Here is a 21,512-nt window from a genome sequence, read left to right on the forward strand (position 1 = left end):
AAAATGCGTCGGAAAAAAGGATGCGAGGGCGCAGCGCTAAGGGTACAATGATGCGCCTAAGACAATTATAAGAAAGACAGATCGTTTAGGGATATAACTATGAGTGATCTCGCCAGAGAAGTCGTTCCGGTCAATATTGAAGATGAACTTAAAAGTTCTTACCTCGACTATGCCATGAGTGTCATCGTCGGCCGGGCCTTGCCAGATGTGCGTGATGGTTTGAAACCTGTGCACCGCCGCGTCTTGTTCGCGATGAATGAGTTACGCAATGACTACAATAAACCTTATAAAAAGTCTGCCCGTATCGTTGGTGACGTTATTGGTAAATATCACCCGCATGGTGATAGTGCCGTTTACGACACTATTGTTCGTATGGCGCAACCGTTTTCCTTGCGTTACATGTTGGTTGATGGCCAAGGTAACTTCGGTTCGGTAGATGGTGACTCTGCTGCTGCTATGCGTTATACGGAAATTCGGATGGCGAAAATTGCCGGCGAATTACTCTCCGATCTTGACAAGGAAACCGTTGACTTTGTGCCTAACTACGATGGCACAGAACAAATTCCAGACGTACTACCTACGCGTGTGCCAAACCTTTTGGTGAACGGTTCTTCAGGTATTGCGGTCGGTATGGCTACCAATATTCCACCACACAACTTGAGTGAAGTTATCGATGGCTGCTTGGCCATGATTGATAACAACGACATCACTGTTGATGAGCTGATGGAATACATCCCGGGGCCTGACTTCCCGACGGCGGCAACCATTTCCGGTCGTGCTGGCATTGTCGAAGCATACAAAACCGGTCGCGGCCGCATTCACCTGCGAGCCAAAGCTGAAATTGAAACAGACGCCAATGGCCGCGAAGCGATCATCGTTAATGAAATCCCATATCAGGTAAATAAAGCGAAGCTTATCGAGAAAATCGCTGAACTGGTCAAGGAAAAGCGCTTAGAGGGCATCAGCGGTTTACGCGATGAGTCTGACAAAGACGGCATGCGTATTGTGATTGAACTCAAACGTGGTGAAGTCGGTGAAGTTATTCTGAATCACCTGTATGCCAATACCCAAATGCAAGTGGTGTTTGGTATCAACATGGTTGCGCTCGATAAAAACCAGCCACGTTTGTTTAACCTGCGTGACATGTTGGATTGCTTTATTCTGCACCGTCGTGAAGTGGTGACTCGCCGTTCAGTTTACGAATTAAGAAAAGCCCGTGAACGTGCGCACATTCTTGAAGGCCTTGCCATTGCGCTCGCTAATATTGACGAAGTGATTGAGTTGATTCGTCGCTCGCAAACTGCGGCAGAAGCAAAAGCTGGATTGATTGGTCGCTCATGGATCTTGGGCGATGTGGCAAACATGTTGGAACGAGCTGGCGTTGACGCAGCACGTCCGGATCATCTCGATCCACAATTTGGTATTCGTGACGGTCAATACTTCCTCACTGAAGAACAAGCACAAGCGATTCTTGATTTGCGCTTACACAAGCTCACCGGCCTTGAGCACGAGAAGATCCTTGATGAATATAAAGGTCTATTACAACAAATCGAAGAATTGCTGCATATCTTGAATAGTTCTGAGCGTTTGATGGAAGTCATCCGTGAAGAACTCGAGAAGATCAAAGCCGAATACGGCGATGCTCGTCGTACAGAAATTACCGCGGCTGCACATGATATCTCGATGGAAGATTTGATTAACGAAGAAGATGTTGTGGTGACCTTGTCACACCATGGTTACGTGAAGTACCAACCGTTAACTGAATATGAAGCGCAGCGGCGCGGCGGTAAAGGTAAGTCTGCGACTAAAATGAAAGATGAAGACTTTATCGAGCGCTTATGGGTGGCCAATACCCACGACACGATTTTGTGCTTCTCGACCCGTGGCCGTATTTATTGGATGAAGGTTTACCAGTTACCGTTAGCAACGCGTACTTCGCGCGGCCGGCCAATTGTAAACCTGCTGCCGCTTGAAGCAGATGAACGCATCACAGCGATTCTGCCGACTCGCGATTATCCTGAAGATAAGTTTATCCTTATGGCAACCCGTAATGGTACGGTGAAGAAAACCCCAATGGTTGATTATTCACGTCCTCGCACTGGTGGCATCATCGCCCTGAATCTAAACGACGGTGACGAGCTCATCGGCGTGAATATGACCTCTGCAGGCGACGAAGTGATGTTGTTCTCAGACGCCGGTAAAGTGGTGCGTTTCAGTGAAGATCAGGTACGTTCTATGGGGCGTACCGCAACAGGTGTTCGTGGTATTCGTTTAGAAGAAGGCCAACGCGTCGTTTCACTTATCGTGCCACGGCAGATTGAAGATGAAGTACCAACCATTCTTACGGTCACTGAAAATGGCTACGGTAAACGTACGCCAATTACAGATTACCCAGCGAAGAGCCGCGCCACCAAAGGTGTCGTTTCTATTAAAGTAAGCGAACGGAACGGAGCTGTGGTAGGCGCGATGGAAGTCGTCGATACCAACCAAATCATGCTCATCAGCAACAAAGGAACCTTGGTACGTACCCGTGTCAATGAGGTTTCAATTGTTGGCCGTAACACCCAAGGCGTGCGCTTGATACGTACTGGTGGTGACGAAAAAGTAGTCGGTATGCAACGCATTGATGACATCGACGAAGATGAAGTCCTCGACGGAGAAGCTCTTGATGGCGACGTTGCCGATGCTTCTGATGTCGACGACACCCAAGACGAAAAGAACTCTGAGGAGTAAGAAAAGCGTTATGTCAGCCCCGTTTAATTTCTCTGCTGGACCCGCGATGCTGCCAAAAACAGTATTGCAAAAAGCTAAGGAAGAACTTACCAGTTGGCGGGGCTCAGGGGTCTCCGTCATGGAGGTAAGTCATCGCGATCCAGCGTTTATGCAGATGGCATATAAAGCAGAACAAGACTTACGTGATTTAATGGAAATTCCCGATAATTATCAGGTCTTGTTTATGCATGGTGGTGGTCGTGGGCAATTTACCGCGGTTGCGCAGAACCTAGCCGGCCCGAATGATACTGTCGATTATCTTAACGGTGGTATTTGGTCGGATTTCGCCATTCGTGAGGCTCGTAAATACGTTGCGAAGGTAAACATTATTGGAAGTGCTATCGAAACGGAGCAGGGCTTAGCTTACCCGCCCCAATCTGAATGGCAACTTAGTGATGACGCAGCTTATGTGCATTATTGCCCGAATGAGACGATTGGTGGTTTAGCACTGCACACGATCCCTGAGGTTTCGGCGCCACTTGTCGTGGACATGTCATCGGCTATTTTATCGGAGCCGTTGGCAGTCAAGAAATTTGGTGTGATTTATGCTGGTGCACAAAAAAATATTGGACCGTCGGGCTTCTCGATCGCCATTGTTCGCGATGACTTGCTTGGTCGAGCGCAGGGCACCACGTCGACGATCATGGATTATACCGTACAAGCTAAAGAGCGCTCGATGTACAACACGCCAAACACTTGGGCATGGTATCTTTCGGGACTTGTGTTTGAGTGGATAAAAGAGTTAGGCGGTGTGACCGCGATGGCTGAGCGCAATAACCGCAAAGCCAAGTTGCTCTACGATTATATAGATAACTCAGCATTCTACTCGAACCCCATTCACCCCGATTTTCGTTCGAAAATGAACGTTCCATTTTTGCTCGCCGACGCGCAACTCGATGGCGAGTTCCTGCGGCTGGCTGAAAGTGAAGGCTTGGTTGGATTGAAAGGACACCGCTGGGTAGGTGGTATGCGTGCAAGCATATACAATGCAATGCCGCTCGAAGGCGTTGAAGCTTTAGTCAGTTTTATGCGAGATTTTGAGCAGAAACACACGTAACCGCGACTTTTAATCATTGATACAGAACTTAAACAAGAACAACGCTATGAACACTTTTGATGCGAAACAACTTGCCAATGTTGGCGTACGAAATCTGCAGCCTTATCAAGCAGGTAAACCGATTGAAGAACTAGAGCGAGAGCTCGGTATCAGCGACATTGTGAAGCTTGCGTCGAACGAAAACCCGCTCGGTTTAAGTTCCAAAGTTCGTGCGGCCTTGCAAGAAACGCTTTCGGGGTTGGCGCGATACCCAGATGCCAACGGCTTTTACCTAAAAGCTAAATTAGCGAAGAAGTTTGGCATTTCGGCAAACCAAATCACCTTGGGGAATGGCTCAAATGATTGTTTAGAGCTGGTTGCTCGAACCTTTGTGAATGATAGCCATGAAGTTATTTTTTCCCAGCATTCGTTTGTTGTCTATCCGTTGGTCACTCAAGCTATTGGTGCTAAGGGCGTTGCTGTTCCGGCCTCAAACTATGGGCATGACTTAGATGCTATGCTCGCCGCCGTTAACGAAAAAACGCGCATGATTTTCATTGCGAACCCGAATAACCCAACTGGAACCTTCTTAACTGCCGACGCTCTTGCAAGCTTTCTAGCGAAAGTGCCAAATAACGTTCTGGTTGTTCTAGACGAAGCTTATTATGAGTACGTTCCTGAGGCTGAACGGGCACCGTCATTTGAGTGGCTTAAGCAGTATCCAAATTTACTCGTCAGTCGCACGTTTTCTAAAGCTTATGGCCTCGCTGGCCTACGAGCAGGCTATATGGTTTCGCATCCCGAAGTGGCCGATCTAATGAATCGTGCCCGCCAGCCATTTAATATGAACAGTTTGAGCCTGCGTGCCGCTGAAGTAGCGCTTGATGATGAGGATTATTTGCAACAGTCAGTGGCAGTGAATGCCGCTGGTATGGAGCAATTAGTCGCTTTTTGTGAGAAGCATAACTTATCGTATATTCCATCCCACGGTAACTTCTTGACCATCGAAGTAGGCTCAAATGCTGCTGAGCTCTACCAGCAGTTGCTCCGTGCGGGGGTCATTGTTCGACCTGTTGCTGGCTATGAGTTACCGCATCACTTGCGCGTGAGCATCGGTTTACCGGAAGAGAATGAAGCTTTTATTCGCGCTATGGAGCAACTGCTTTAACGTGGAAACGCTGCAATTAAAGGGTCTTAACAGCTGCTCAGGCATCGTCGACCTGCCTGGCTCCAAGAGTATTGCCAATCGTGCGTTGCTGATGGCTGCACTGTGCGAGCAAGGGCGAGTTACCGAGCTAAGCCACATGTTGCGTAGTGATGATACTGAACGAATGCTTGAAGCCCTGCGCGCACTTGGGGTCGTCATTGAAGAAGTAACGGCAACCACTTTGCGTGTGCACGGTTGTGCTGGAGATTGGCCAAGTACGCCGCAGCAGCTCTATTTGGGTAATGCTGGCACCGCTATGAGGCCGTTGACCGCCGTATTAGCAGCGACGGCAACGCGACCCATCGTGTTGACCGGCGATGCTCGAATGCAAGAACGCCCCATAGCAGATCTTACCCAAGCACTATTACAAGGTGGAGCCGATATTAGGTTTCTGCAAAAGCAAGGCTATCCGCCATTGGCAATTCACCGCAAAATGCACGGCGGCCGATTGCAGGTCAATGGTAGTGCTTCAAGCCAATACATTTCAGCGTTATTGATGGCGCTTCCGCTGCTTACGCAAGATAGTGAGTTAGAGTTGGTTGGCACGGTTGTGTCTTGGCCTTACATAGAGCTAACGCTGGCGATGCTGAAAAGTTTTGGCATCAAAATTCATCGGCCCGAACGACAGCGTTTTGTGATTGCCGGTGGCCAACGCTACCAATCACCTGAACACTATTGGATCGAAGGCGATGCCAGTGCAGCAAGTTATTGGTTAGCTGCGGGCGTACTTGGTGGCGGGCCTTTGACGATTCAGGGGATTGGCCGTAAAAGCATTCAAGGTGACATCGCTTTCGTCGACTATTTACGTGAAATGGGTGGCAACATCGAGCTGCATGACGAATCTGCTGTGGTCTCCGGGGGGCGTTTACGAGGGTTCGATGCGGACTTGAACGCGATCCCAGATGCCGCGATGACGTTTGCCACGCTTGCGTTGTTTGCGGAAGGCGAAACTTGTATTCGCAATATTGCGAATTGGCGTATTAAAGAAACCGATCGACTGCATGCGATGGCGACCGAGCTACGCAAGTGTGGAGCGCAGGTCGAAGAGGGCGCAGATTTCATCCGTATTCAACCGCCAACAGCGTTACGTCATGCCCAAATCGCTACTTACGATGATCACCGCATGGCAATGTGTTTTTCGTTGCTAGGCTTTAGTACCTCGGGCGTGACTATTGAAGACCCTTCCTGTTGCGCTAAAACGTATCCCAACTACTTCGCAGAATTTGAACGTTTATGCAGTTGAAATGAGACGTTTCCGCAAACTGTCATTAACTATTCTGTAAAGCTTCATCTAATTGAGATGCAATTTTCTGGCAAATCCGTATAATTGCGGCGCTTTTAGTTGCTAGAGGATGCTATGACCGATTCGATTCCCGTGATTACCATTGATGGTCCCGGTGGGGCTGGTAAGGGTACAGTCAGCCGCATTTTAGCGGAGAACCTTGGCTGGCACTTGCTGGATAGCGGAGCTATCTACCGAGTCCTAGCGCTTGCCGCTTTGCACCATGACTTTGCCCCGGAAGATGAAGAAAGCCTTGTTGCACTCGCCAGTAATCTAGATGTGAAATTTGAAGTAGAGAGCGATGAAGCGCTCACCCATATCATTCTCGAAGGCGAAGATGTGACGATGGCTATTCGTACTGAAGCGGTTGGTAATATGGCCTCGAAAATCGCGGCATTACCGCGCGTCCGTGAAGCTTTATTGCGCCGTCAGAGGGCCTTTAAGGAACTGCCAGGGCTGATTGCAGATGGCAGAGATATGGGCACAGTTGTGTTTCCAAGTGCTGCCGCAAAAGTTTTTCTTACCGCCAGTGCCGAAGAACGCGCCCAACGCCGCTACAAACAATTGCTCGAGAAAGGTTTTACTGCTAAAATCGACCAATTAATCGCCGAAATCAGAGAACGTGATGAACGCGATGCGAATCGTTCGGTAGCGCCGATGAAAGCGGCCGATGATGCGCTTTATGTAGATTCAACAGATTTGAGCATCGATGAAGTGGTGGATCAAATCTTACGCTTTGCCCATGGCAAGCTAAGAAATACTGAGAAGGCAAGCTCATAACCTTGCCAACTTAGGGGTCTGTAGCACGGAAGCCAACAGATTGATTTTAACAACCCCATCTCACCGGATTGTTTGATGGATGTACTTAACTGAAGTAAGTTAACTCATATGACCGAAAATTTTGCACAACTGTTTGAAGAAAGCCTCAAAGAGGTAGAAACCCGCCCAGGTTCAATCGTTAAAGGTACTGTCGTTGCTATCAACCGTGACGTTGTATTGGTTGACGCAGGCCTGAAATCTGAAAGTGCTATCCCAGTCGAGCAATTCCGTAACGCTGACGGCGAAGTTGAAATCAACATCGGCGATCAAGTTGACGTTGCGTTAGATGCTGTAGAAGACGGTTTCGGCGAAACTATTTTGTCACGCGAGAAAGCGAAGCGTCACGAAGCATGGTTGCAGCTGGAAAAAGCCTACGAAGACCAAGAAACTGTTACCGGTATCATTAGCGGTAAAGTGAAGGGTGGTTTCACAGTTGATTTAGGTGGTGTACGTGCGTTCTTGCCAGGTTCATTGGTAGACGTTCGTCCAGTTCGCGAAACTGCGCACCTAGAAAACAAAGATTTAGAATTCAAAGTGATCAAGCTTGACCAGAAGCGCAACAACGTTGTTGTTTCACGTCGTGCTGTTATCGAAACTGAAAACAGTGCCGAGCGCGAAGAGTTGCTTGAAAGCTTGCAAGAAGGCCAAGAAGTTAAGGGTATCGTTAAGAACCTTACTGACTACGGTGCGTTCGTTGATTTGGGCGGCGTCGATGGCTTGTTGCACATCACTGATATGGCTTGGAAACGCGTTAAGCACCCGAGCGAAGTGGTTAATGTTGGTGACGAAATCAACGTTAAAGTACTTAAGTTTGACCGTGAGCGCACGCGCGTATCACTTGGCCTGAAGCAATTGGGCGAAGATCCATGGTCAGATATCGCTGCACGCTACCCAGAAGGTCACCGTCTGCAAGGTCGTGTAACCAACTTAACTGACTACGGCTGCTTCGTAGAAATCGAAGAAGGCGTTGAAGGTTTGGTACACGTATCTGAAATGGACTGGACCAACAAGAACGTTCACCCATCTAAAGTTGTTAATTTGGATGACGTTGTTGAAGTTATGGTTCTTGAAATCGACGAAGAACGTCGCCGTATTTCACTTGGCCTGAAACAATGTAAGCCTAATCCTTGGGAAGAGTTCGCGAAGAACTTCAACAAAGGCGAGAAAGTCAGCGGTAAGATCAAGTCAATCACTGACTTCGGTATCTTCATCGGTCTTGACGGCGGCATCGACGGCCTTGTTCACTTGTCAGATCTAAGTTGGAACACTGCAGCTGAAGAAGCTGTGCGTGAGTTCAAGAAAGGCGACGAAGTGACAGCAGTAGTCTTACAAGTTGACGCAGAGCGTGAGCGTATCTCTCTAGGTATCAAGCAATTAGAAGAAGATCCGTTCAACAATTATCTGGCGGCCAACAAAAAAGGTGCTATTGTTACTGGTAAGGTCATCGAAGTTGATGCCAAGGGCGCTAAAGTTGAATTAGCCGAAAGCGTTGAAGGTTACGTCCGCGTAGCTGATATCTCACGTGATCGCGTTGAAGATGCAACAACTGAGTTGAAAGTTGGTGACGAAGTTGAAGCACGCTTCATGGGCGTTGATCGTAAGAATCGCACTTTGAGCTTGTCTATCAAAGCGAAAGACGAAGCTGAAGAGAAAGAAGCTCTTGAGTCAGTGAACAAGCAACAAGACGAAGGCGACTTCACTAACGCAATGGCTGAAGCTTTCAAAGCAGCGAAAAGCGACGACTAAGAAAGCTAAAGTGCTCGGCATTGACGCATAACAGAGGAGCTTAAGATGACAAAATCGGAACTGATTCAACAGTTAACGGCATTGTATCCAGAGCTTTCTCCGCGTCAGGTAGAAGATGCGGTGAAAGAGCTTATCGAACAAATGGCCCAACAGCTTGCTGGTGGGGATCGGATTGAGATCCGAGGTTTTGGTAGTTTTTCACTGCATTACCGAGCGCCGCGTACAGGTCGTAACCCGAAGACTGGTGAAAAAGTTGAGCTTGATGGCAAGTACGTGCCACATTTTAAGCCCGGCAAAGAGCTACGTGAACGCGTAGATAACATCAGTTAGACGGACGTTAATTTCGCGTCGAGTTCAGCAAAACGGCATGCTATAGTTAGGCATGCCGTTTTTTTATGAGTTGCGCTCACACTAAGCACTAGGACTTGTAATGCTGCGATTTATATTCATTGGTCTTCCCTTACTTATTTTGTTTTTGTTAGCTGTCGCCTTCGGTGCGCTCAACAAACAAGCTATTACGTTTAATTTCATTATTGGTGAGACGAGCTTGCCGGTTTCCGTTTTAACTGGGTTGTTTATCGGTTTGGGCTTTCTACTCGGCTTGGCAGCCATGGCCACAAAACAAGTGGCTTTGCGCACTGAAAACCGTAAACTCCGCAAACAAATAACTCAGCGCGAGAGCTCGAATGCTTGAGTTGTTGTTCTTGCTTTTGCCGGTTGCAGCCGCCTATGGGTGGTTTATGGGGCGCAACAGCGTTCGTAATGAAGACCGGCGCGAGCAAGAAGAGTTCTCTAGGCAGTATGTAACCGGTCTTAATTTACTCTTGTCGGATCAACCCGATAAAGCGGTTGACTTGTTCATTCAGTTACTTGATGTCGATACCGATACACTTGAGACTCACTGGACATTGGGGAAGCTATTCCGCCGCCGTGGTGAAGTCGATCGTGCTATCAAAATCCATCAAAACCTAACCTCACGGCCGACAATTAGTGAACGCCAGCGACGCTTAGCTATGTTTGAGCTAGGTTTAGATTATCTTGCTGCGGGTATTTTTGATCGCGCTGAAGAAATGCTTGTGGCGATGCAAAACGACAAGGAGTTTGCTGAACCTTGTCAACGTTACTTGTTAGAACTGTACGAATCGACGCACGAGTGGGATAAAGCCATCAAAGTCGCGCTAAAGCTTGCGCGCCATGATGCTAGTGCCGAACCGCTCGTTGCGCAGCTTTATTGCGAGCTAGCGAGCCTTCAAGATGACCCAGAATATAGCGAAAAGTATTATCAAAAGGCTCGAAAACATGAACCTGACAATGTGCGTGCCGCATTAGCCTTGGGGCGGATGTGGTACGAGCAGGGCGCGCACAGTAAAGCACAAAAGATTTTAACGGGTATCTTGGACGCTGATCCAGCATTTATTTCTGAAGCGTTACCTATTTTACAAGCTTGTTTTGAAAGCCAGAATGACGAAGCGGGCTTTATTCAGTTCTTACATAAGTGTGTAAGTGAAGCGAATTCGACAACTGCCGCGATGTTACTGTCTGAGGCTATTGCTAGAACCAGTTCGATTGAAGAGGCGGAACAGTTTATGCAGTCGGCCTTGCTGCGCAACCCGACCATGAAAGGCTTCCACCAATTGATGGACTTTCACATCCGTGCCGCCGACGTAGGGCGTGCGCGTGACAGTTTACAGATGCTACAGCGACTCGTGCAGCATCAACTTCAGCAGCGACCGAAGTATCGCTGTCGGCATTGTGGATTTGCTGGTAGCACTTTGTACTGGCATTGCCCCTCATGCAGAGTTTGGGGGGAAATTAAACCTATTACTGGATTAGATGGAGATTAAATGACCGCTCAGCCGTTTATTTTCGTGGCGCTAGATTATCCAACAGCTGATGATGCATGGCCGCTCGTGAACCAACTTAACCCTGAAGAATGTGGCCTTAAAGTAGGCAAAGAACTCTTTACTGTTGCAGGACCTGACTTCGTTCGTGAGCTTGTTGGGCGCGGTTTTAAAGTGTTTTTAGACCTCAAATTTCACGATATCCCCAACACTGTTGCGAAGGCAGTACAAGCGGCTGCCGAACTCGGTGTTTATATGGTAAATGTCCATGCATCTGGCGGCGAGCGCATGCTTGAAGCGGCGCGAGAAGCGCTGGCGAAGGTAACGCAGCCACCGTTGTTGATTGCAGTCACCGTGTTAACAAGTATGACAGAAGACGACTTAAAGAGCGTTGGCGTAACCGCAACCGTTGCGGACCATGTTAAGCGTTTAGCTTTGCTCGCGAAAGCAAATGGTCTTGATGGCGTTGTTTGTTCTGCGCAGGAAGCTGCAATGCTGCAAGCAACGTGTGGACATGATTTTGTGCTCGTAACACCGGGGATTCGGCCAAAGGGCAGTGAGCAGGGGGATCAACGGCGGGTGATGACACCGACGGAAGCCGCGGCTCAAGGTATTCAGTATTTGGTGATTGGCAGACCTATCACCCAAGCTACGGATCCGGCAATGGCACTCAAACAAATACTGACTTCTCTGACAGCGGAATCCGCTCGCTAGATTCGCATCTGAATAGGCGCTCCACTAAGCTTCTGGTACTGCGTTGTGCAGTTAGTTTTATGCAATCATTTACCAGGAGCTTAGTTATGTTACGGAAAACGTTTTTTACCGCATTTTTTACCGCTATAGTGCTTGTTGCCGTAAGCGCAACAAGTGCCGCGGCGACGCCTTTACTTACCACCGTAAAACCTACCCAACCGATGCAAGCTGTGCAACAACAGCTAGTTAAGGTCAATATTAATATTGCCTCAGCAGCGGAGCTGGCAATGTCGTTAACTGGCGTTGGTCAGCGCCGTGCGGAAGCGATTATAGCCCTAAGAGAACAGCTTGGCGGGTTTACCGATGCAAACCAGCTCATGCAGGTGAAGGGGATCGGCCCACGCTTGATCGAACTTAATAAAGAGCGGATCGAGCTTTAGTCACTGCCCAGTCGGGCAAGTTTAGCAAGACGTCGGTTGTGTAGCCACCAGGCAAGGATGCCCAAAAGGATACCAAGGCCATGTAGCAGCCAAATTTGCTGAACTTGCCCAGCTGCCAAAAAACTTTGCCAAAAGCCAATGAATTCGGCGAACCATTTTGTGACCAAGATAACTAATGCTGCGAACATAAGTTTGCGCTGGTTGCTCGATTGTGACGCGTGTAACTCGAGTAACAAGCCGATGGTAAGTAGGCCATGATTAACAATAGATAACCCGACGAAATGATCCTCAAAACCAGTGATGGTTAGCGTTAGAGAACTGCCAATAGCTATAATAATCAGTGCATTAAGGAATGTGCGAACAGTAAAGTAGCGTGCAAATAGTACTGTAATAAAGAAGAATGCTAAGGCATTGAGCAACCAATGTAATTCAGTAAGATGTAAAAAGTGTGCGGTTAGTAAACGCCAAGGTTCCTGCCAGACTCGCTGCGCAGCAAAATCGAATTCTGCGAGTAACGACGGGTATTCAAATTGAAAGTAGTACGCCCAAGCCGATGTGACCACAAGCAGTAGGCTACAAATAATTACTTGAATGCGATCAGACATAGGTCGTAGTTGTACCTTTCGACATTGTGATAAGAGTTTAAGCCCTTTATGATAGAAGCGTGCTTTCCCCCTGTAAACTGTTATCAACCGCAAAGGAAGGATTATGAAACCTAAGATGTTAGCGGTCTTGCTGTTCACCTCAGCATTTGCGCTTAGTGCTTGTAATGATCTAAGTCAGGAACAAGCCCAGCGTGATAAGCGTGAACCCGAAGCCGCAACAGGTGTTATCGCAAAAGAAGCGGTATTGAGTACTGACTTTATGGTTGCCGCAGCGACGCCGCAAGCTGCCGCCGCCGGGCGTGAAATATTGGCTCAAGGCGGGAGCGCAATTGATGCTGCGATTGCGGTTCAAGCAATGCTAACGCTAACGGAGCCGCAGTCGTCAGGTATCGGCGGTGGCGCATTTATCCTGTATTGGGATAATCAAACGAAGCAACTCTATACCATTGATGCTAGGGAAAAAGCCCCAGCTAGTGCAGGTCCAGACTTATTCTTGAATGCGCAGGGTGAACCCCCTGAAGATTTTTGGAATGCGGTGATTGGCGGGCGCTCAGTAGGTACTCCAGGTGTGTTGAAGGGGCTCGAATTAGCGCATCAACGCTGGGGGAAGACCGCGTGGTCGAGTCTTTTCAGTAGTACGATTAAAGCCGCGGAAGAGGGCTTTACGGTTTCACCACGTCTTGAGCGTTTGTTGGCAATGGAACTGAATCCGGGCTTACCAAAGATGGCTTCAGCGGCCGCGTATTTTTATCCTGACGGTGAGCCCTTACGTGCCGGAACCGTAAAACAGAATCCGGAACTTGCGTGGGCTTTGCAATTAGTTGCTGAACAAGGTACCGATGCGTTCTATCGCGGGCCAATTGCGGAAAAAATTGTTGCGGCAGTCAACTCGAGTGAAGTATCACCAGGGTTGCTAACCTTAACGGACTTGGCAAATTACGAAGCGATTGTGCGTGAGCCAGTTTGCAATGGTTACCGCGTCTATACGGTCTGCGGGATGGGTCCACCAAGTTCCGGTGGTTTAACAGTCCTGCAAATCTTGGGGATTTTAGAAAACTTTCCAGTGGCAAACTGGCAACCCGATAGCGTAGATTTTGCACATCATTTTACCCAAGCGTCACGTTTAGCATTTGCCGATCGCAACCGCTATATTGCCGATAGTGACTTTGTTGAAGTACCCAAGAGTCACATGCTACAAAAAAGCTATCTTGCTGAACGAGCACGGCGAATTGGTAACCGAGATTTGCGTAAAGCCGTACCGGGAGAATTTAAAGCGTTAGCGTTAGCTGACGATATGTCACCGGAATTTCCCAACACAAGTCACATTTCGATTGTCGATAAGCAAGGTAACGCGGTATCAATGACAACGAGTATTGAAATGGGATTTGGCTCGGCAGTCATGGCTAGTGGTTTCTTGTTAAACAACCAATTGACTGACTTCTCGCTGCGCCCCAGCGTTAACGGTCAATTGATTGCGAATCGAGTGCAGGGGAGTAAACGTCCTCGTAGCTCGATGTCACCGACAATGGTATTCGATGCAGAGGGTGATGATCTTATCCATGTCGTAGGCTCACCAGGTGGTGCGCGAATTATTAATTATGTCGCACAAACCTTAGTTGGTTTACTTGATTGGCAGCTTGATATGCAAGCGGCAATAGACTTGCCACATGTTACCAATCTTAATAATTATACGGCGTTAGAGAAAGGCACACCGATGGCCGATTTGCAACGAAAGCTAAACAGCAAAGGGCATGAGGCGCGCGTTACCGACCTCAATAGTGGCCTCCACGGCATCACTATTTTACCGAACGGACGCCTGCTTGGTGGTGCCGACCCACGCCGTGAAGGTGTTGCTTTGGGTGCCAAAGATTAATCACGTTTTACGTCTGGAATATAATCCGCATAGCCCTCAGTGGCCATGTCTTCAAGTGGGATGAAGCGCATGGCTGCTGAGTTCATACAGTAACGTAAGCCCGTAGGAGCGGGGCCATCCTCGAACACGTGCCCTAAATGGGAGTCAGCGTAACGACTGCGTACTTCGATGCGCGTCATAAACCACGAACGATCTTTTTTGGTGACGATAAAATCTTCATCGATGGGCTTGGTAAAACTTGGCCATCCGGTGCCTGATTCGAATTTGTCAGCTGATGAGAACAACGGTTCACCACTCACAATATCCACGTAGATCCCGTCACGCTGCTCATCCCAATAAGTGTTATCGAAGGCTCGTTCGGTCTTACCTTGTTGCGAAACTGCAAATTGTAATGGCGTGAGTTGCTCTTTCAAGGTGGCGTCGTTAGGTTTTGAAAAGTTATCAAAATTCATGCTAGACCTCTTTTTAGACGGCGCTTCAGGTTCGTTTTTAAAGCTTGTGTAGTCGATCTCGTAAGCCTCACCCCAAACTTTCTCGGTGAACTGAAAGCGCCCCGAGTTATTCGTATAAACCCAGTACCGAACAGGGTTTTTACGATAATAATCTTGATGATAGGCTTCCGCTTCATAAAAGGTTTTCAACGGCTCGATAGGGATAACGACGGGGTCTTCGTAGAGACGCATTGCCTCAAGCTGCAAACGTTCGCGTCGAGCAATTCGTTGCTGTTGCTCATTATGATAAAAAATAGCAGGGCGATATTGCTTGCCGCGGTCGACAAATTGACCCTCCAAGTCTGTTGGGTCCATCATTCGCCAGAACGCTTGGATGAGGCCAGTATAGGAGACCACCGCTGGGTCATAAAAGACTTGTACGGCTTCGGTGTGGCCAGTTTGACCGCTAGCTACCTGTTCATATGTCGGCGCAACTTCTTCGCCGCCAGCGTAACCAGAGACAGCTTCGCGTACGCCAGGCACTTCTTCGAAAGCTTTTTCAACACACCAAAAACAGCCGCCGGCAAAAGTTGCGACGCGCTCTTCAGCGACTACGGGTGGAGACACAAGAAACAAGGCTAAACTAGTAAGCCCCAGAAACACCGCACTAAAAGATTTGCTTCCCATACTACCTCCACCCAGGAATTCTGTTAATTTGCCGCGAGCTGACTCCTTAGCTCTCGCATAAATGTAGCGATGCGATCAGCATTTTTACCGACGTCACTGCGACCGACTCTTGATTTACTACGTACATCAACGCGAACTTGATCAGCTTGTCTTTCGAGACGGATGACGACGTCATCTTTGAAGCCAAACCAAAAAGTTGTGTCTGTCGCTTCAATGCGGCCTTCGGCAAGGTCACTGGCGACCAGTTGCCAGCCAAGGTCGTTGACAACGGTTAAAGCGGCTTGAAAGGTACGGTCGTAGTCATTTTCAAGCGTTAAAGGTTGTATATTCGGGTAAGCTTGGCGCTGTTGATCTGCGGTTTCTTCGCCTGCGTAGTCAACCGGGTTAGGCGCCTCGGCGCGCAACGGCGCAATCGCAACAAACACTGGTGGATTCTCCAAATCGGTTGAGATATCGTGAATTGGAGGTACTGAACGTGCAGTCTGCAATTGCTGGTAAGGTAAGTAAAAACTTATAAAACCGATAATCGCGGCAACGGTGAGACCAGCTAACGGAAGGCCTCGTGGTCGCTGCCAGATAAGATAGATGATAATGAGTACTGTTGCGGCGACACCAATATAGGCCGCCCAGCGTAATAAAGTGAAGGCGACTCCTAACTCGACCCATTGCAAACGGTACAGTGGCCCAGAAATCAACAATAAAAAGCCGGATAGAACGCCGACGATAACTAACAGTGAACCTAGTTTACGAATCATAACATGCTCCAGTAATGATAATTTTAGGCTTACGCTCAAGACTATACTCTAGATCAGAAGCAAAGGAAGACCTAATCAGGTGAATCGAAGAAAGCCATTCGTGGCACTATTATGCGCCGTTTTTGCTGCACTAATGAACCTCAATGCGTCGGCGCAGGAATCGGTGACGCCTGCAGCACAGGATGAGGTTCAGCCGACCACCGTGCGTTTCTATGCATGGGCCGGTTCAGCCGAAGTTAACGCTTATATTCAGTGGGCGAGCCGAGAGTTGGCAGAATCTAACAGGATCAATTTACACCATGTCAAAGTAGCTGATATTAGCGAGGCCGTGGCCTTAGTCTTGGCAAATTCGGCAGGGGAGTCAGATGCTGTTGATTTACTCTGGATTAATGGCGAGAATTTTGCAGCACTCAAAAATGCGAACCGTTTAGTCGGCGGACTCGAAGCCAAGGTCCCTAATAGCCGACTGATTCGCAGTGATTTAGATTGGCACGTTGATTTTGGTACTGCGGTCGAAGGCTTCGAACTCCCTTGGGGAATAGCGCAGTTGCAATTGATTATGCACACAAAGCACGTAGCGCCCGAGCAAACCGTCGTTACACCACAGGCGTTACTTGAGTTGGCGAAAGGCTCCCCGGGGCGCTTCAGCTACCCGAAGCCGCCGTCATTTCATGGTACCAGTTGGTTGAAAGCTCTAGCGTTTCAACTTACTGATAACCCCGCAATCCTCACTCAACCCGCTGAACCGGCAATTATTGATGAAGTGCTTAGGCCATTGTGGGACTATCTTGACCGCTTACATCCTTATTTGTGGCATCAAGGTACGGAATTTCCGATCTCAGCAGGTCGTCAGCGGCAACTTTTTAATCAAGGTGTAGTAGATAATACTGTCACCTTTAACCCCAACGAGGTTCGGGCACTGCAATTACAGCGCAAGCTTGCTCCGGATGCGCGAAGCCTGAGTATTGGCGCACGTGCATTAACCAATTTTCATTATCTTGCGGTCCCTCGTGCGAGTCGACGTCAACACGGTGCGCTTGAGGTTATCAATTTCCTGCTGAGTCCTCGCGCTCAAGCGCGTAAAGCGGATCCTCAAGGGTGGGCGGATCCGAGCGTTATTCGTTTACCGCAACGCGACTTAGAGTCCCCTGATCCTTTGGTAGCAAGCCACCCAGAACCGCATGTTTCTTGGAACGCAGTTTTGGAGCAGCAATGGCTAGCGAGGTATCAACGGTGAGATTTAGCGGCTATGGCGTGGCGATATTGGTGGGACTGTTTCTGTTTCTTCCTTGGGTGGTAGGACTGAGCGGCATAAATGGGCTAGTTCCGTGGTTGACTGCTGAGGTTTGGGATTATCCGGGATTGTCTAGCGTGATAGGACAAAGTCTCACGGTTGGTTTCACCGCTACAACGGTAAGCACACTGCTAGCAAGTTTGATTATTTATGCTGAACAACGTCGGCCAAGTCGTTTATGGGCGTTAACCTTTACCGCTCCTCACCTTGCTTTTGCAGTTGCATTCTTATGGCTATTTACGCCCTTTGGTTGGATTGATCGCTTGTTACCGGGTTCTTGGTCATGGTTCGAACATCAGTCTTTGCCAACGTTGACCTTGTTGCTCATTAGTAAAGAAACACCATTTTTAGTCGTTTTAGGTCGGCAACAGCTACTGCAACTACCTTTTGAAAACTGGCTTTTACAGGCCCGTAGTCTTGGCGCTTCAAGCTGGCATAGTTGGTGGTTTGTGGTACTTCCTGCGTGGTTAAAGTCAATGCGCTTACTGATTATTGCGGTCGCAGTTTATAGCGTCGGTGTAGTGGATATTGCAAGCGTTGCCGGACCGATGAACCCGCCGCTGCTTGGTCCGCTACTGGTGAGTTGGCAGCAGCAGTTTGACGCGACAACCGTCAATCTAGCGGCCCAAGGGTTTTGGCTACTCATCGCATTAACTGTGGTCATGGTTGCGTGGGTGTATGTGCAAGAAACGCTCGTGCGAAAGGTATGTGGCCGTCAGTTACGTCGCCACCGTTCTCTACAAACACGCCGCAGAGCACAAGCCATACTCGGTGGTGTAGGTGTATTGCGGTGGCTAATGTTTATCGTGAGTATGGCAAGCGGCCTAACACTTTTTGCAATGAGCTTTGCTGAAGGTTGGTTTTACCCAGCTTTACTGCCGTCGGAGTGGTCCTTGCAAGGGGGGATTGCCGCGGTTGTAGGTTTAGCCCCGCAGCTGTTCGAAACTTTAGGTATCGCTTTGTTAACGGCAACCTTGGTTACCTTGGTACTGGTATGGATAAGGGAATGGCAGCGTGCGCAGAGCCGCGAAATTCCGGACCTCGTTTTCATTGCCGCACTCTTATTACCGCAAACGGCTTTAGTGCTCGCTTGGTTGCACGCTGATAGTGTGAGCTATGTAATTCGCAGCGAAACAGGTGCGTGGTGGGTGACCGTATACGCTCACTGTTGGTTTTCTTTTGCCTTTGCTTACCTAAGCTACGCACCGGCTGAGCGAGCCGAAACCCAAGATCATCTCACGGTTGGCCGCAGCTTAGGTTTTAGTTACTGGCGCAGTTGGTGGTATTTCAAACGCCCGCAACTCAATGGTGCGTTAGCGTATGCATTCCTCGTTAGCTTCTTGGTGAGTATTGCTCAGTATGTACCGACACTGTTAATGGGGCAGGGGTACGTGAGTACCTTGACGACCGAATTGGTAGTGCTCAGCTCTGGTGCTGAATGGCAAGCTCCGGCAGTGGCTGCCATGTTGCTTTGGCTGTTAGCTTTACTAGCTATCATCGTTTTAGGTAGCAGCATTAGACGGCTTCACTTTTCGCGCGACAAAAAGAGCAGGTGAACATGAATCAAGCTTCATCGACGAAAACTCGGGTTCTCATTAGTAGTTGTGTTTTGCGCTGGCAACAGGGACAGTTCATTCGCCTTCCTGAAATTAGCCTTGAACAAGGTGAAACGCTGGGCGTTATGGGGCCCAGTGGCTGTGGTAAATCAACTTGGTTGCGCTGGCTCCTTGGCGTACCACAACCCTATGTAACAATTTCAGGCACAATTACAATTGCTGGAAAAGTATTGAATTCATTGCCGATAGAGCAACGGAGCATTGGCCTTGTCATGCAAGAACAGGCGTTGTTTCCGCACTATTCTGTGGCAGAAAACTTAGCCTTTGCCCTGGCTCAGCAAAAAATGTCGTTGCGGGCGCAAAAAGCACTGATCAAGGAGCAATTGAACAGAATTGGCTTAACGAATTATGAAAGTCGTAAGCCTTATCAGCTCAGTGGCGGAGAAAGAGCGCGCATTGCGTTACTTCGAGCTGCGCTAGCCAAACCGCAATTAATTTTATTAGATGAGCCCTTTAATGGCTTAGACCAAGCTCGTCGCCAACAGGTATGTGAATGGACCTACGACTTTTTGCGAAGCCAAGGTATAGCCGCGATCATTGTTAGTCATGAGCAAAACGACCTCGTTGATGCTCAACAGCAGCTTATGTGGCCACAGTCACAAGTAGATGAGGAGTTGGTATGATTGACGCTGTACTTTATCGCCACTTGCAGCCGATCTTGAATAAAGCTGCCAAGCCCCTAGTTAAAATGGGATTCAATGCCGATCAAATGACGCTCTTTGGGTTTGTTATTGGATTGGGAGCTTTGCCAGCATTGGCCTACGCATATTATGAGCTGGCTTTACTCTGTATCCTGTTGAATCGCTTAAGCGACGGTCTTGATGGTGCGATGGCGCGCTTAACACGACGTACAGATGCGGGAGGTTACCTCGATAGTGTTTGTGATTTTATTTTTTATATGGCAATTCCGTTGGGCTTTTTGCTCGCTGCGCCGAGTGTTAATGGTGTGGCCGCGGGGTTTTTAATGCTGAGCTTTATGGGGACCGGATCCACGTTTCTGGCCTTCGCTGTGCTCGCAGGAAAGCATGGCATTGATAATCCAAATTACCCGAATAAATCGCTTCATTACATGGGTGGGTTAACAGAAGGGTTTGAAACCATTGTGGCTTTTTGTGTGTTTTGTTTATGGCCTAGCCAGTTTGTTTATACCGCCAGCATCTTTGCCGCTTTGTGTGGTTTTACTGCTTTGACGCGTTGTTATCTTGGCTATCAGACGTTGCGGCGGATCGACGCTTAGGTTGGCGAAAAGGCATCGCCAAGAGATAACTAAGCTTAGTGCTATCTTGGCCCGCCGGGTATTCCTTTAAGCCAATTTCAATACCGTCTGAGCCTTTTGCTGGTACGGCATTGTAAGTGCCAAATAAACGATCCCAGATAGACAGGTTAAAACTAAAATTGCTGTCGGTTTCACGAGGGATTTGACTATGATGTATACGGTGCATTTCTTGCGTGACAATAAGTGCGCGCACTGGACGCTCTAAACGCCGTGGTAAAGCAACATTACCGTGATTAAAGAGTGATGTCGCGTTTAAAATAATCTCAAAGACCAACACGGTCATAGGCGCAATGCCGAAGGTCACGACGACGCCTATTTTAATCAACATACTAAGTAGTATTTCGACAGGGTGAAAGCGCAAGCCAGTGGTGGTGTCGAAGTCTGTATCAGCATGATGCATGCGATGAACGCGCCAAAGAAGCGGAATTCGATGAAATAGCCGATGTTGCCAGTAAATAGCGCAATCTAAAATAAGAAAGCCGAGCACAGTGATGAGCCAAACCGGCAGGGAAGCCTGTTGTAACAAGCCAAATGAGGATTCCTGCGACCAAACTGCAGCGCCAATAGCACCAGCAGGGATGAGCAAGCGCAACGTCAGTGTATTCATCGCTACGATACCCAAGTTTGCAGGCCAGCGCTTGCGTGCGGGTAGGGTAGCTGAACGTTTAGGTTGCCAATACTCCCAAAGCAACATCAGCGCTAGAACGCCAACAAAACAACCCAGCCGCCACCCAAGCTCACTTGCCATGCGCCAAACTAACCCACTTGTTTCGGGGCGCTATTGGCGTAGGGCGGCCAACCTAGCGTTTGCCCAGCCAAAAGGTGCAGGTGAATATGATAAACCGATTGGCCACCGTCTTCGTTGCAGTTCATCACCACGCGATAGCCGTCTTTGGCAAAACCATGTTGCCGAGCGATTTTGCGCGCCACGACAAATAAATGGCCAACCAACTCACGATCGTCTTCAGCAATATCGTTAATGGTCGCAATTGGTTTTTTCGGAATGATCAGCAGGTGCACAGGGGCTTGTGGGTTAATATCCTTGAAGGCGAGCGCGATATCGTCTTCGTAGACGATCTCAGCATCGATTTCGCGACTGATGATCTTGTCAAAAATCGTTGTGTTACTCATAACTTACC

General features: G+C 48.6%; 21 protein-coding genes. 16 read left to right on the forward strand and 5 right to left on the reverse strand.

The window, feature by feature from the left end:
* Positions 1-99: 99 nt before the first annotated feature.
* The 11 genes from gyrA to NV375_RS02205 all read left to right on the forward strand — a co-directional run bounded on the left by gyrA (position 100) and on the right by NV375_RS02205 (position 11,836).
* The gene (gyrA, locus tag NV375_RS02155; protein WP_258806772.1) at positions 100-2,733 is read left to right on the forward strand and encodes a DNA topoisomerase (ATP-hydrolyzing) subunit A; all 2,634 of its coding nucleotides are present in this window, start codon (positions 100-102) and stop codon (positions 2,731-2,733) included.
* Positions 2,734-2,743: 10 nt separating this feature from the next.
* Positions 2,744-3,829: a 3-phosphoserine/phosphohydroxythreonine transaminase gene (gene serC / locus NV375_RS02160; protein ID WP_258806773.1), complete on the forward strand. Its 1,086-nt coding sequence runs from the start codon at positions 2,744-2,746 to the stop codon at positions 3,827-3,829.
* A 46-nt stretch (positions 3,830-3,875) separates the two neighbouring features.
* Positions 3,876-4,976: a histidinol-phosphate transaminase gene (gene hisC, locus NV375_RS02165; protein WP_258806774.1), complete on the forward strand. Its 1,101-nt coding sequence runs from the start codon at positions 3,876-3,878 to the stop codon at positions 4,974-4,976.
* The gene (gene aroA / locus NV375_RS02170; protein WP_258806775.1) at positions 4,939-6,258 is read left to right on the forward strand and encodes a 3-phosphoshikimate 1-carboxyvinyltransferase; all 1,320 of its coding nucleotides are present in this window, start codon (positions 4,939-4,941) and stop codon (positions 6,256-6,258) included. Before hisC ends, aroA begins: the two co-directional genes overlap by 38 nt.
* A 114-nt stretch (positions 6,259-6,372) precedes the next feature.
* Positions 6,373-7,077 carry a (d)CMP kinase gene (cmk, locus tag NV375_RS02175; protein WP_258806776.1) on the forward strand — a complete coding sequence of 235 codons (705 nt, stop codon included), beginning with the start codon at positions 6,373-6,375 and terminating at the stop codon, positions 7,075-7,077.
* 108 nt (positions 7,078-7,185) lie between these two features.
* The gene (gene rpsA, locus NV375_RS02180) at positions 7,186-8,862 is read left to right on the forward strand and encodes a 30S ribosomal protein S1 (protein ID WP_126770150.1); all 1,677 of its coding nucleotides are present in this window, start codon (positions 7,186-7,188) and stop codon (positions 8,860-8,862) included.
* A gap of 45 nt (positions 8,863-8,907) precedes the next feature.
* Positions 8,908-9,192 (forward strand): integration host factor subunit beta, encoded by a 285-nt coding sequence (ihfB, locus tag NV375_RS02185; RefSeq protein ID WP_258806777.1) that lies wholly within the window; start codon positions 8,908-8,910, stop codon positions 9,190-9,192.
* A 100-nt stretch (positions 9,193-9,292) separates the two neighbouring features.
* A complete protein-coding gene (locus NV375_RS02190) occupies positions 9,293-9,556 on the forward strand; it encodes a LapA family protein (protein WP_258806778.1) in 264 nt (87 codons plus the stop codon).
* Complete coding sequence (gene lapB / locus NV375_RS02195) at positions 9,549-10,706, forward strand: lipopolysaccharide assembly protein LapB (RefSeq protein ID WP_258806779.1); 1,158 nt, start codon at positions 9,549-9,551, stop codon at positions 10,704-10,706. Before NV375_RS02190 ends, lapB begins: the two co-directional genes overlap by 8 nt.
* On the forward strand, positions 10,707-11,417 hold the full coding sequence (gene pyrF, locus NV375_RS02200) for an orotidine-5'-phosphate decarboxylase (protein WP_258806780.1): 711 nt from the start codon (positions 10,707-10,709) through the stop codon (positions 11,415-11,417).
* A gap of 86 nt (positions 11,418-11,503) precedes the next feature.
* Entirely contained in the window at positions 11,504-11,836 is a 333-nt protein-coding gene (locus NV375_RS02205) for a helix-hairpin-helix domain-containing protein (protein WP_258806781.1), read from the forward strand.
* Here the strand turns inward: NV375_RS02205 and NV375_RS02210 are convergent.
* A complete protein-coding gene (locus NV375_RS02210; RefSeq protein WP_258806782.1) occupies positions 11,833-12,441 on the reverse strand; it encodes a rhomboid family intramembrane serine protease in 609 nt (202 codons plus the stop codon). The two genes, NV375_RS02205 and NV375_RS02210, sit on opposite strands and share 4 nt — an antisense overlap.
* 103 nt (positions 12,442-12,544) lie before the next feature.
* Here NV375_RS02210 and ggt point away from each other — a divergent pair, with 103 nt between their 5' ends.
* Positions 12,545-14,314 (forward strand): gamma-glutamyltransferase, encoded by a 1,770-nt coding sequence (gene ggt / locus NV375_RS02215; protein ID WP_258806783.1) that lies wholly within the window; start codon positions 12,545-12,547, stop codon positions 14,312-14,314.
* On the opposite strand, the gene msrB is transcribed toward ggt, so the two are convergent.
* Both msrB and NV375_RS02225 read right to left on the reverse strand, forming a co-directional pair.
* Complete coding sequence (gene msrB, locus NV375_RS02220; protein WP_258806784.1) at positions 14,311-15,432, reverse strand: peptide-methionine (R)-S-oxide reductase MsrB; 1,122 nt, start codon at positions 15,430-15,432, stop codon at positions 14,311-14,313. The genes ggt and msrB overlap by 4 nt on opposite strands.
* Positions 15,433-15,455: 23 nt before the next feature.
* Entirely contained in the window at positions 15,456-16,187 is a 732-nt protein-coding gene (locus NV375_RS02225) for a DUF1499 domain-containing protein (protein ID WP_258806785.1), read from the reverse strand.
* A gap of 100 nt (positions 16,188-16,287) precedes the next feature.
* Here NV375_RS02225 and NV375_RS02230 point away from each other — a divergent pair, with 100 nt between their 5' ends.
* The 4 genes from NV375_RS02230 to NV375_RS02245 are packed head-to-tail and all read left to right on the forward strand — an operon-like array spanning position 16,288 to position 20,334.
* The gene (locus NV375_RS02230; RefSeq protein WP_258806786.1) at positions 16,288-17,424 is read left to right on the forward strand and encodes an ABC transporter substrate-binding protein; all 1,137 of its coding nucleotides are present in this window, start codon (positions 16,288-16,290) and stop codon (positions 17,422-17,424) included.
* A complete protein-coding gene (locus tag NV375_RS02235; protein ID WP_258806787.1) occupies positions 17,400-19,037 on the forward strand; it encodes an ABC transporter permease subunit in 1,638 nt (545 codons plus the stop codon). The genes NV375_RS02230 and NV375_RS02235 overlap by 25 nt, the downstream gene beginning before the upstream one ends.
* A 2-nt stretch (positions 19,038-19,039) precedes the next feature.
* A complete protein-coding gene (locus NV375_RS02240) occupies positions 19,040-19,720 on the forward strand; it encodes an ATP-binding cassette domain-containing protein (RefSeq protein ID WP_258806788.1) in 681 nt (226 codons plus the stop codon).
* Positions 19,717-20,334, forward strand: a complete 618-nt coding sequence (locus NV375_RS02245) for a CDP-alcohol phosphatidyltransferase family protein (RefSeq protein WP_258806789.1) — start codon at positions 19,717-19,719, stop codon at positions 20,332-20,334. Before NV375_RS02240 ends, NV375_RS02245 begins: the two co-directional genes overlap by 4 nt.
* Here the strand turns inward: NV375_RS02245 and NV375_RS02250 are convergent.
* Complete coding sequence (locus NV375_RS02250) at positions 20,276-21,121, reverse strand: sterol desaturase family protein (protein WP_258806790.1); 846 nt, start codon at positions 21,119-21,121, stop codon at positions 20,276-20,278. The genes NV375_RS02245 and NV375_RS02250 overlap by 59 nt on opposite strands.
* Positions 21,122-21,129: 8 nt before the next feature.
* The gene (locus tag NV375_RS02255; RefSeq protein WP_258806791.1) at positions 21,130-21,504 is read right to left on the reverse strand and encodes a histidine triad nucleotide-binding protein; all 375 of its coding nucleotides are present in this window, start codon (positions 21,502-21,504) and stop codon (positions 21,130-21,132) included.
* Positions 21,505-21,512 lie beyond the last annotated feature (8 nt).

It is taken from the genome of Pseudidiomarina sp. CB1 (assembly GCF_024752025.1).
In the GTDB taxonomy this organism is placed as follows: domain Bacteria; phylum Pseudomonadota; class Gammaproteobacteria; order Enterobacterales; family Alteromonadaceae; genus Pseudidiomarina.

Coding starts and splice junctions, on each gene's coding strand:
- gyrA (WP_258806772.1), top strand. CDS start 100: ATGAGTGATCTCGCCAGAGAAGTCGTTCCGGTCAATATTGAAGATGAA.
- serC (WP_258806773.1), top strand. CDS start 2,744: ATGTCAGCCCCGTTTAATTTCTCTGCTGGACCCGCGATGCTGCCAAAA.
- hisC (WP_258806774.1), top strand. CDS start 3,876: ATGAACACTTTTGATGCGAAACAACTTGCCAATGTTGGCGTACGAAAT.
- aroA (WP_258806775.1), top strand. CDS start 4,939: ATGAAGCTTTTATTCGCGCTATGGAGCAACTGCTTTAACGTGGAAACG.
- cmk (WP_258806776.1), top strand. CDS start 6,373: ATGACCGATTCGATTCCCGTGATTACCATTGATGGTCCCGGTGGGGCT.
- rpsA (WP_126770150.1), top strand. CDS start 7,186: ATGACCGAAAATTTTGCACAACTGTTTGAAGAAAGCCTCAAAGAGGTA.
- ihfB (WP_258806777.1), top strand. CDS start 8,908: ATGACAAAATCGGAACTGATTCAACAGTTAACGGCATTGTATCCAGAG.
- NV375_RS02190 (WP_258806778.1), top strand. CDS start 9,293: ATGCTGCGATTTATATTCATTGGTCTTCCCTTACTTATTTTGTTTTTG.
- lapB (WP_258806779.1), top strand. CDS start 9,549: ATGCTTGAGTTGTTGTTCTTGCTTTTGCCGGTTGCAGCCGCCTATGGG.
- pyrF (WP_258806780.1), top strand. CDS start 10,707: ATGACCGCTCAGCCGTTTATTTTCGTGGCGCTAGATTATCCAACAGCT.
- NV375_RS02205 (WP_258806781.1), top strand. CDS start 11,504: ATGTTACGGAAAACGTTTTTTACCGCATTTTTTACCGCTATAGTGCTT.
- NV375_RS02210 (WP_258806782.1), bottom strand. CDS start 12,441: ATGTCTGATCGCATTCAAGTAATTATTTGTAGCCTACTGCTTGTGGTC.
- ggt (WP_258806783.1), top strand. CDS start 12,545: ATGAAACCTAAGATGTTAGCGGTCTTGCTGTTCACCTCAGCATTTGCG.
- msrB (WP_258806784.1), bottom strand. CDS start 15,432: ATGGGAAGCAAATCTTTTAGTGCGGTGTTTCTGGGGCTTACTAGTTTA.
- NV375_RS02225 (WP_258806785.1), bottom strand. CDS start 16,187: ATGATTCGTAAACTAGGTTCACTGTTAGTTATCGTCGGCGTTCTATCC.
- NV375_RS02235 (WP_258806787.1), top strand. CDS start 17,400: ATGGCTAGCGAGGTATCAACGGTGAGATTTAGCGGCTATGGCGTGGCG.
- NV375_RS02240 (WP_258806788.1), top strand. CDS start 19,040: ATGAATCAAGCTTCATCGACGAAAACTCGGGTTCTCATTAGTAGTTGT.
- NV375_RS02245 (WP_258806789.1), top strand. CDS start 19,717: ATGATTGACGCTGTACTTTATCGCCACTTGCAGCCGATCTTGAATAAA.
- NV375_RS02250 (WP_258806790.1), bottom strand. CDS start 21,121: ATGGCAAGTGAGCTTGGGTGGCGGCTGGGTTGTTTTGTTGGCGTTCTA.
- NV375_RS02255 (WP_258806791.1), bottom strand. CDS start 21,504: ATGAGTAACACAACGATTTTTGACAAGATCATCAGTCGCGAAATCGAT.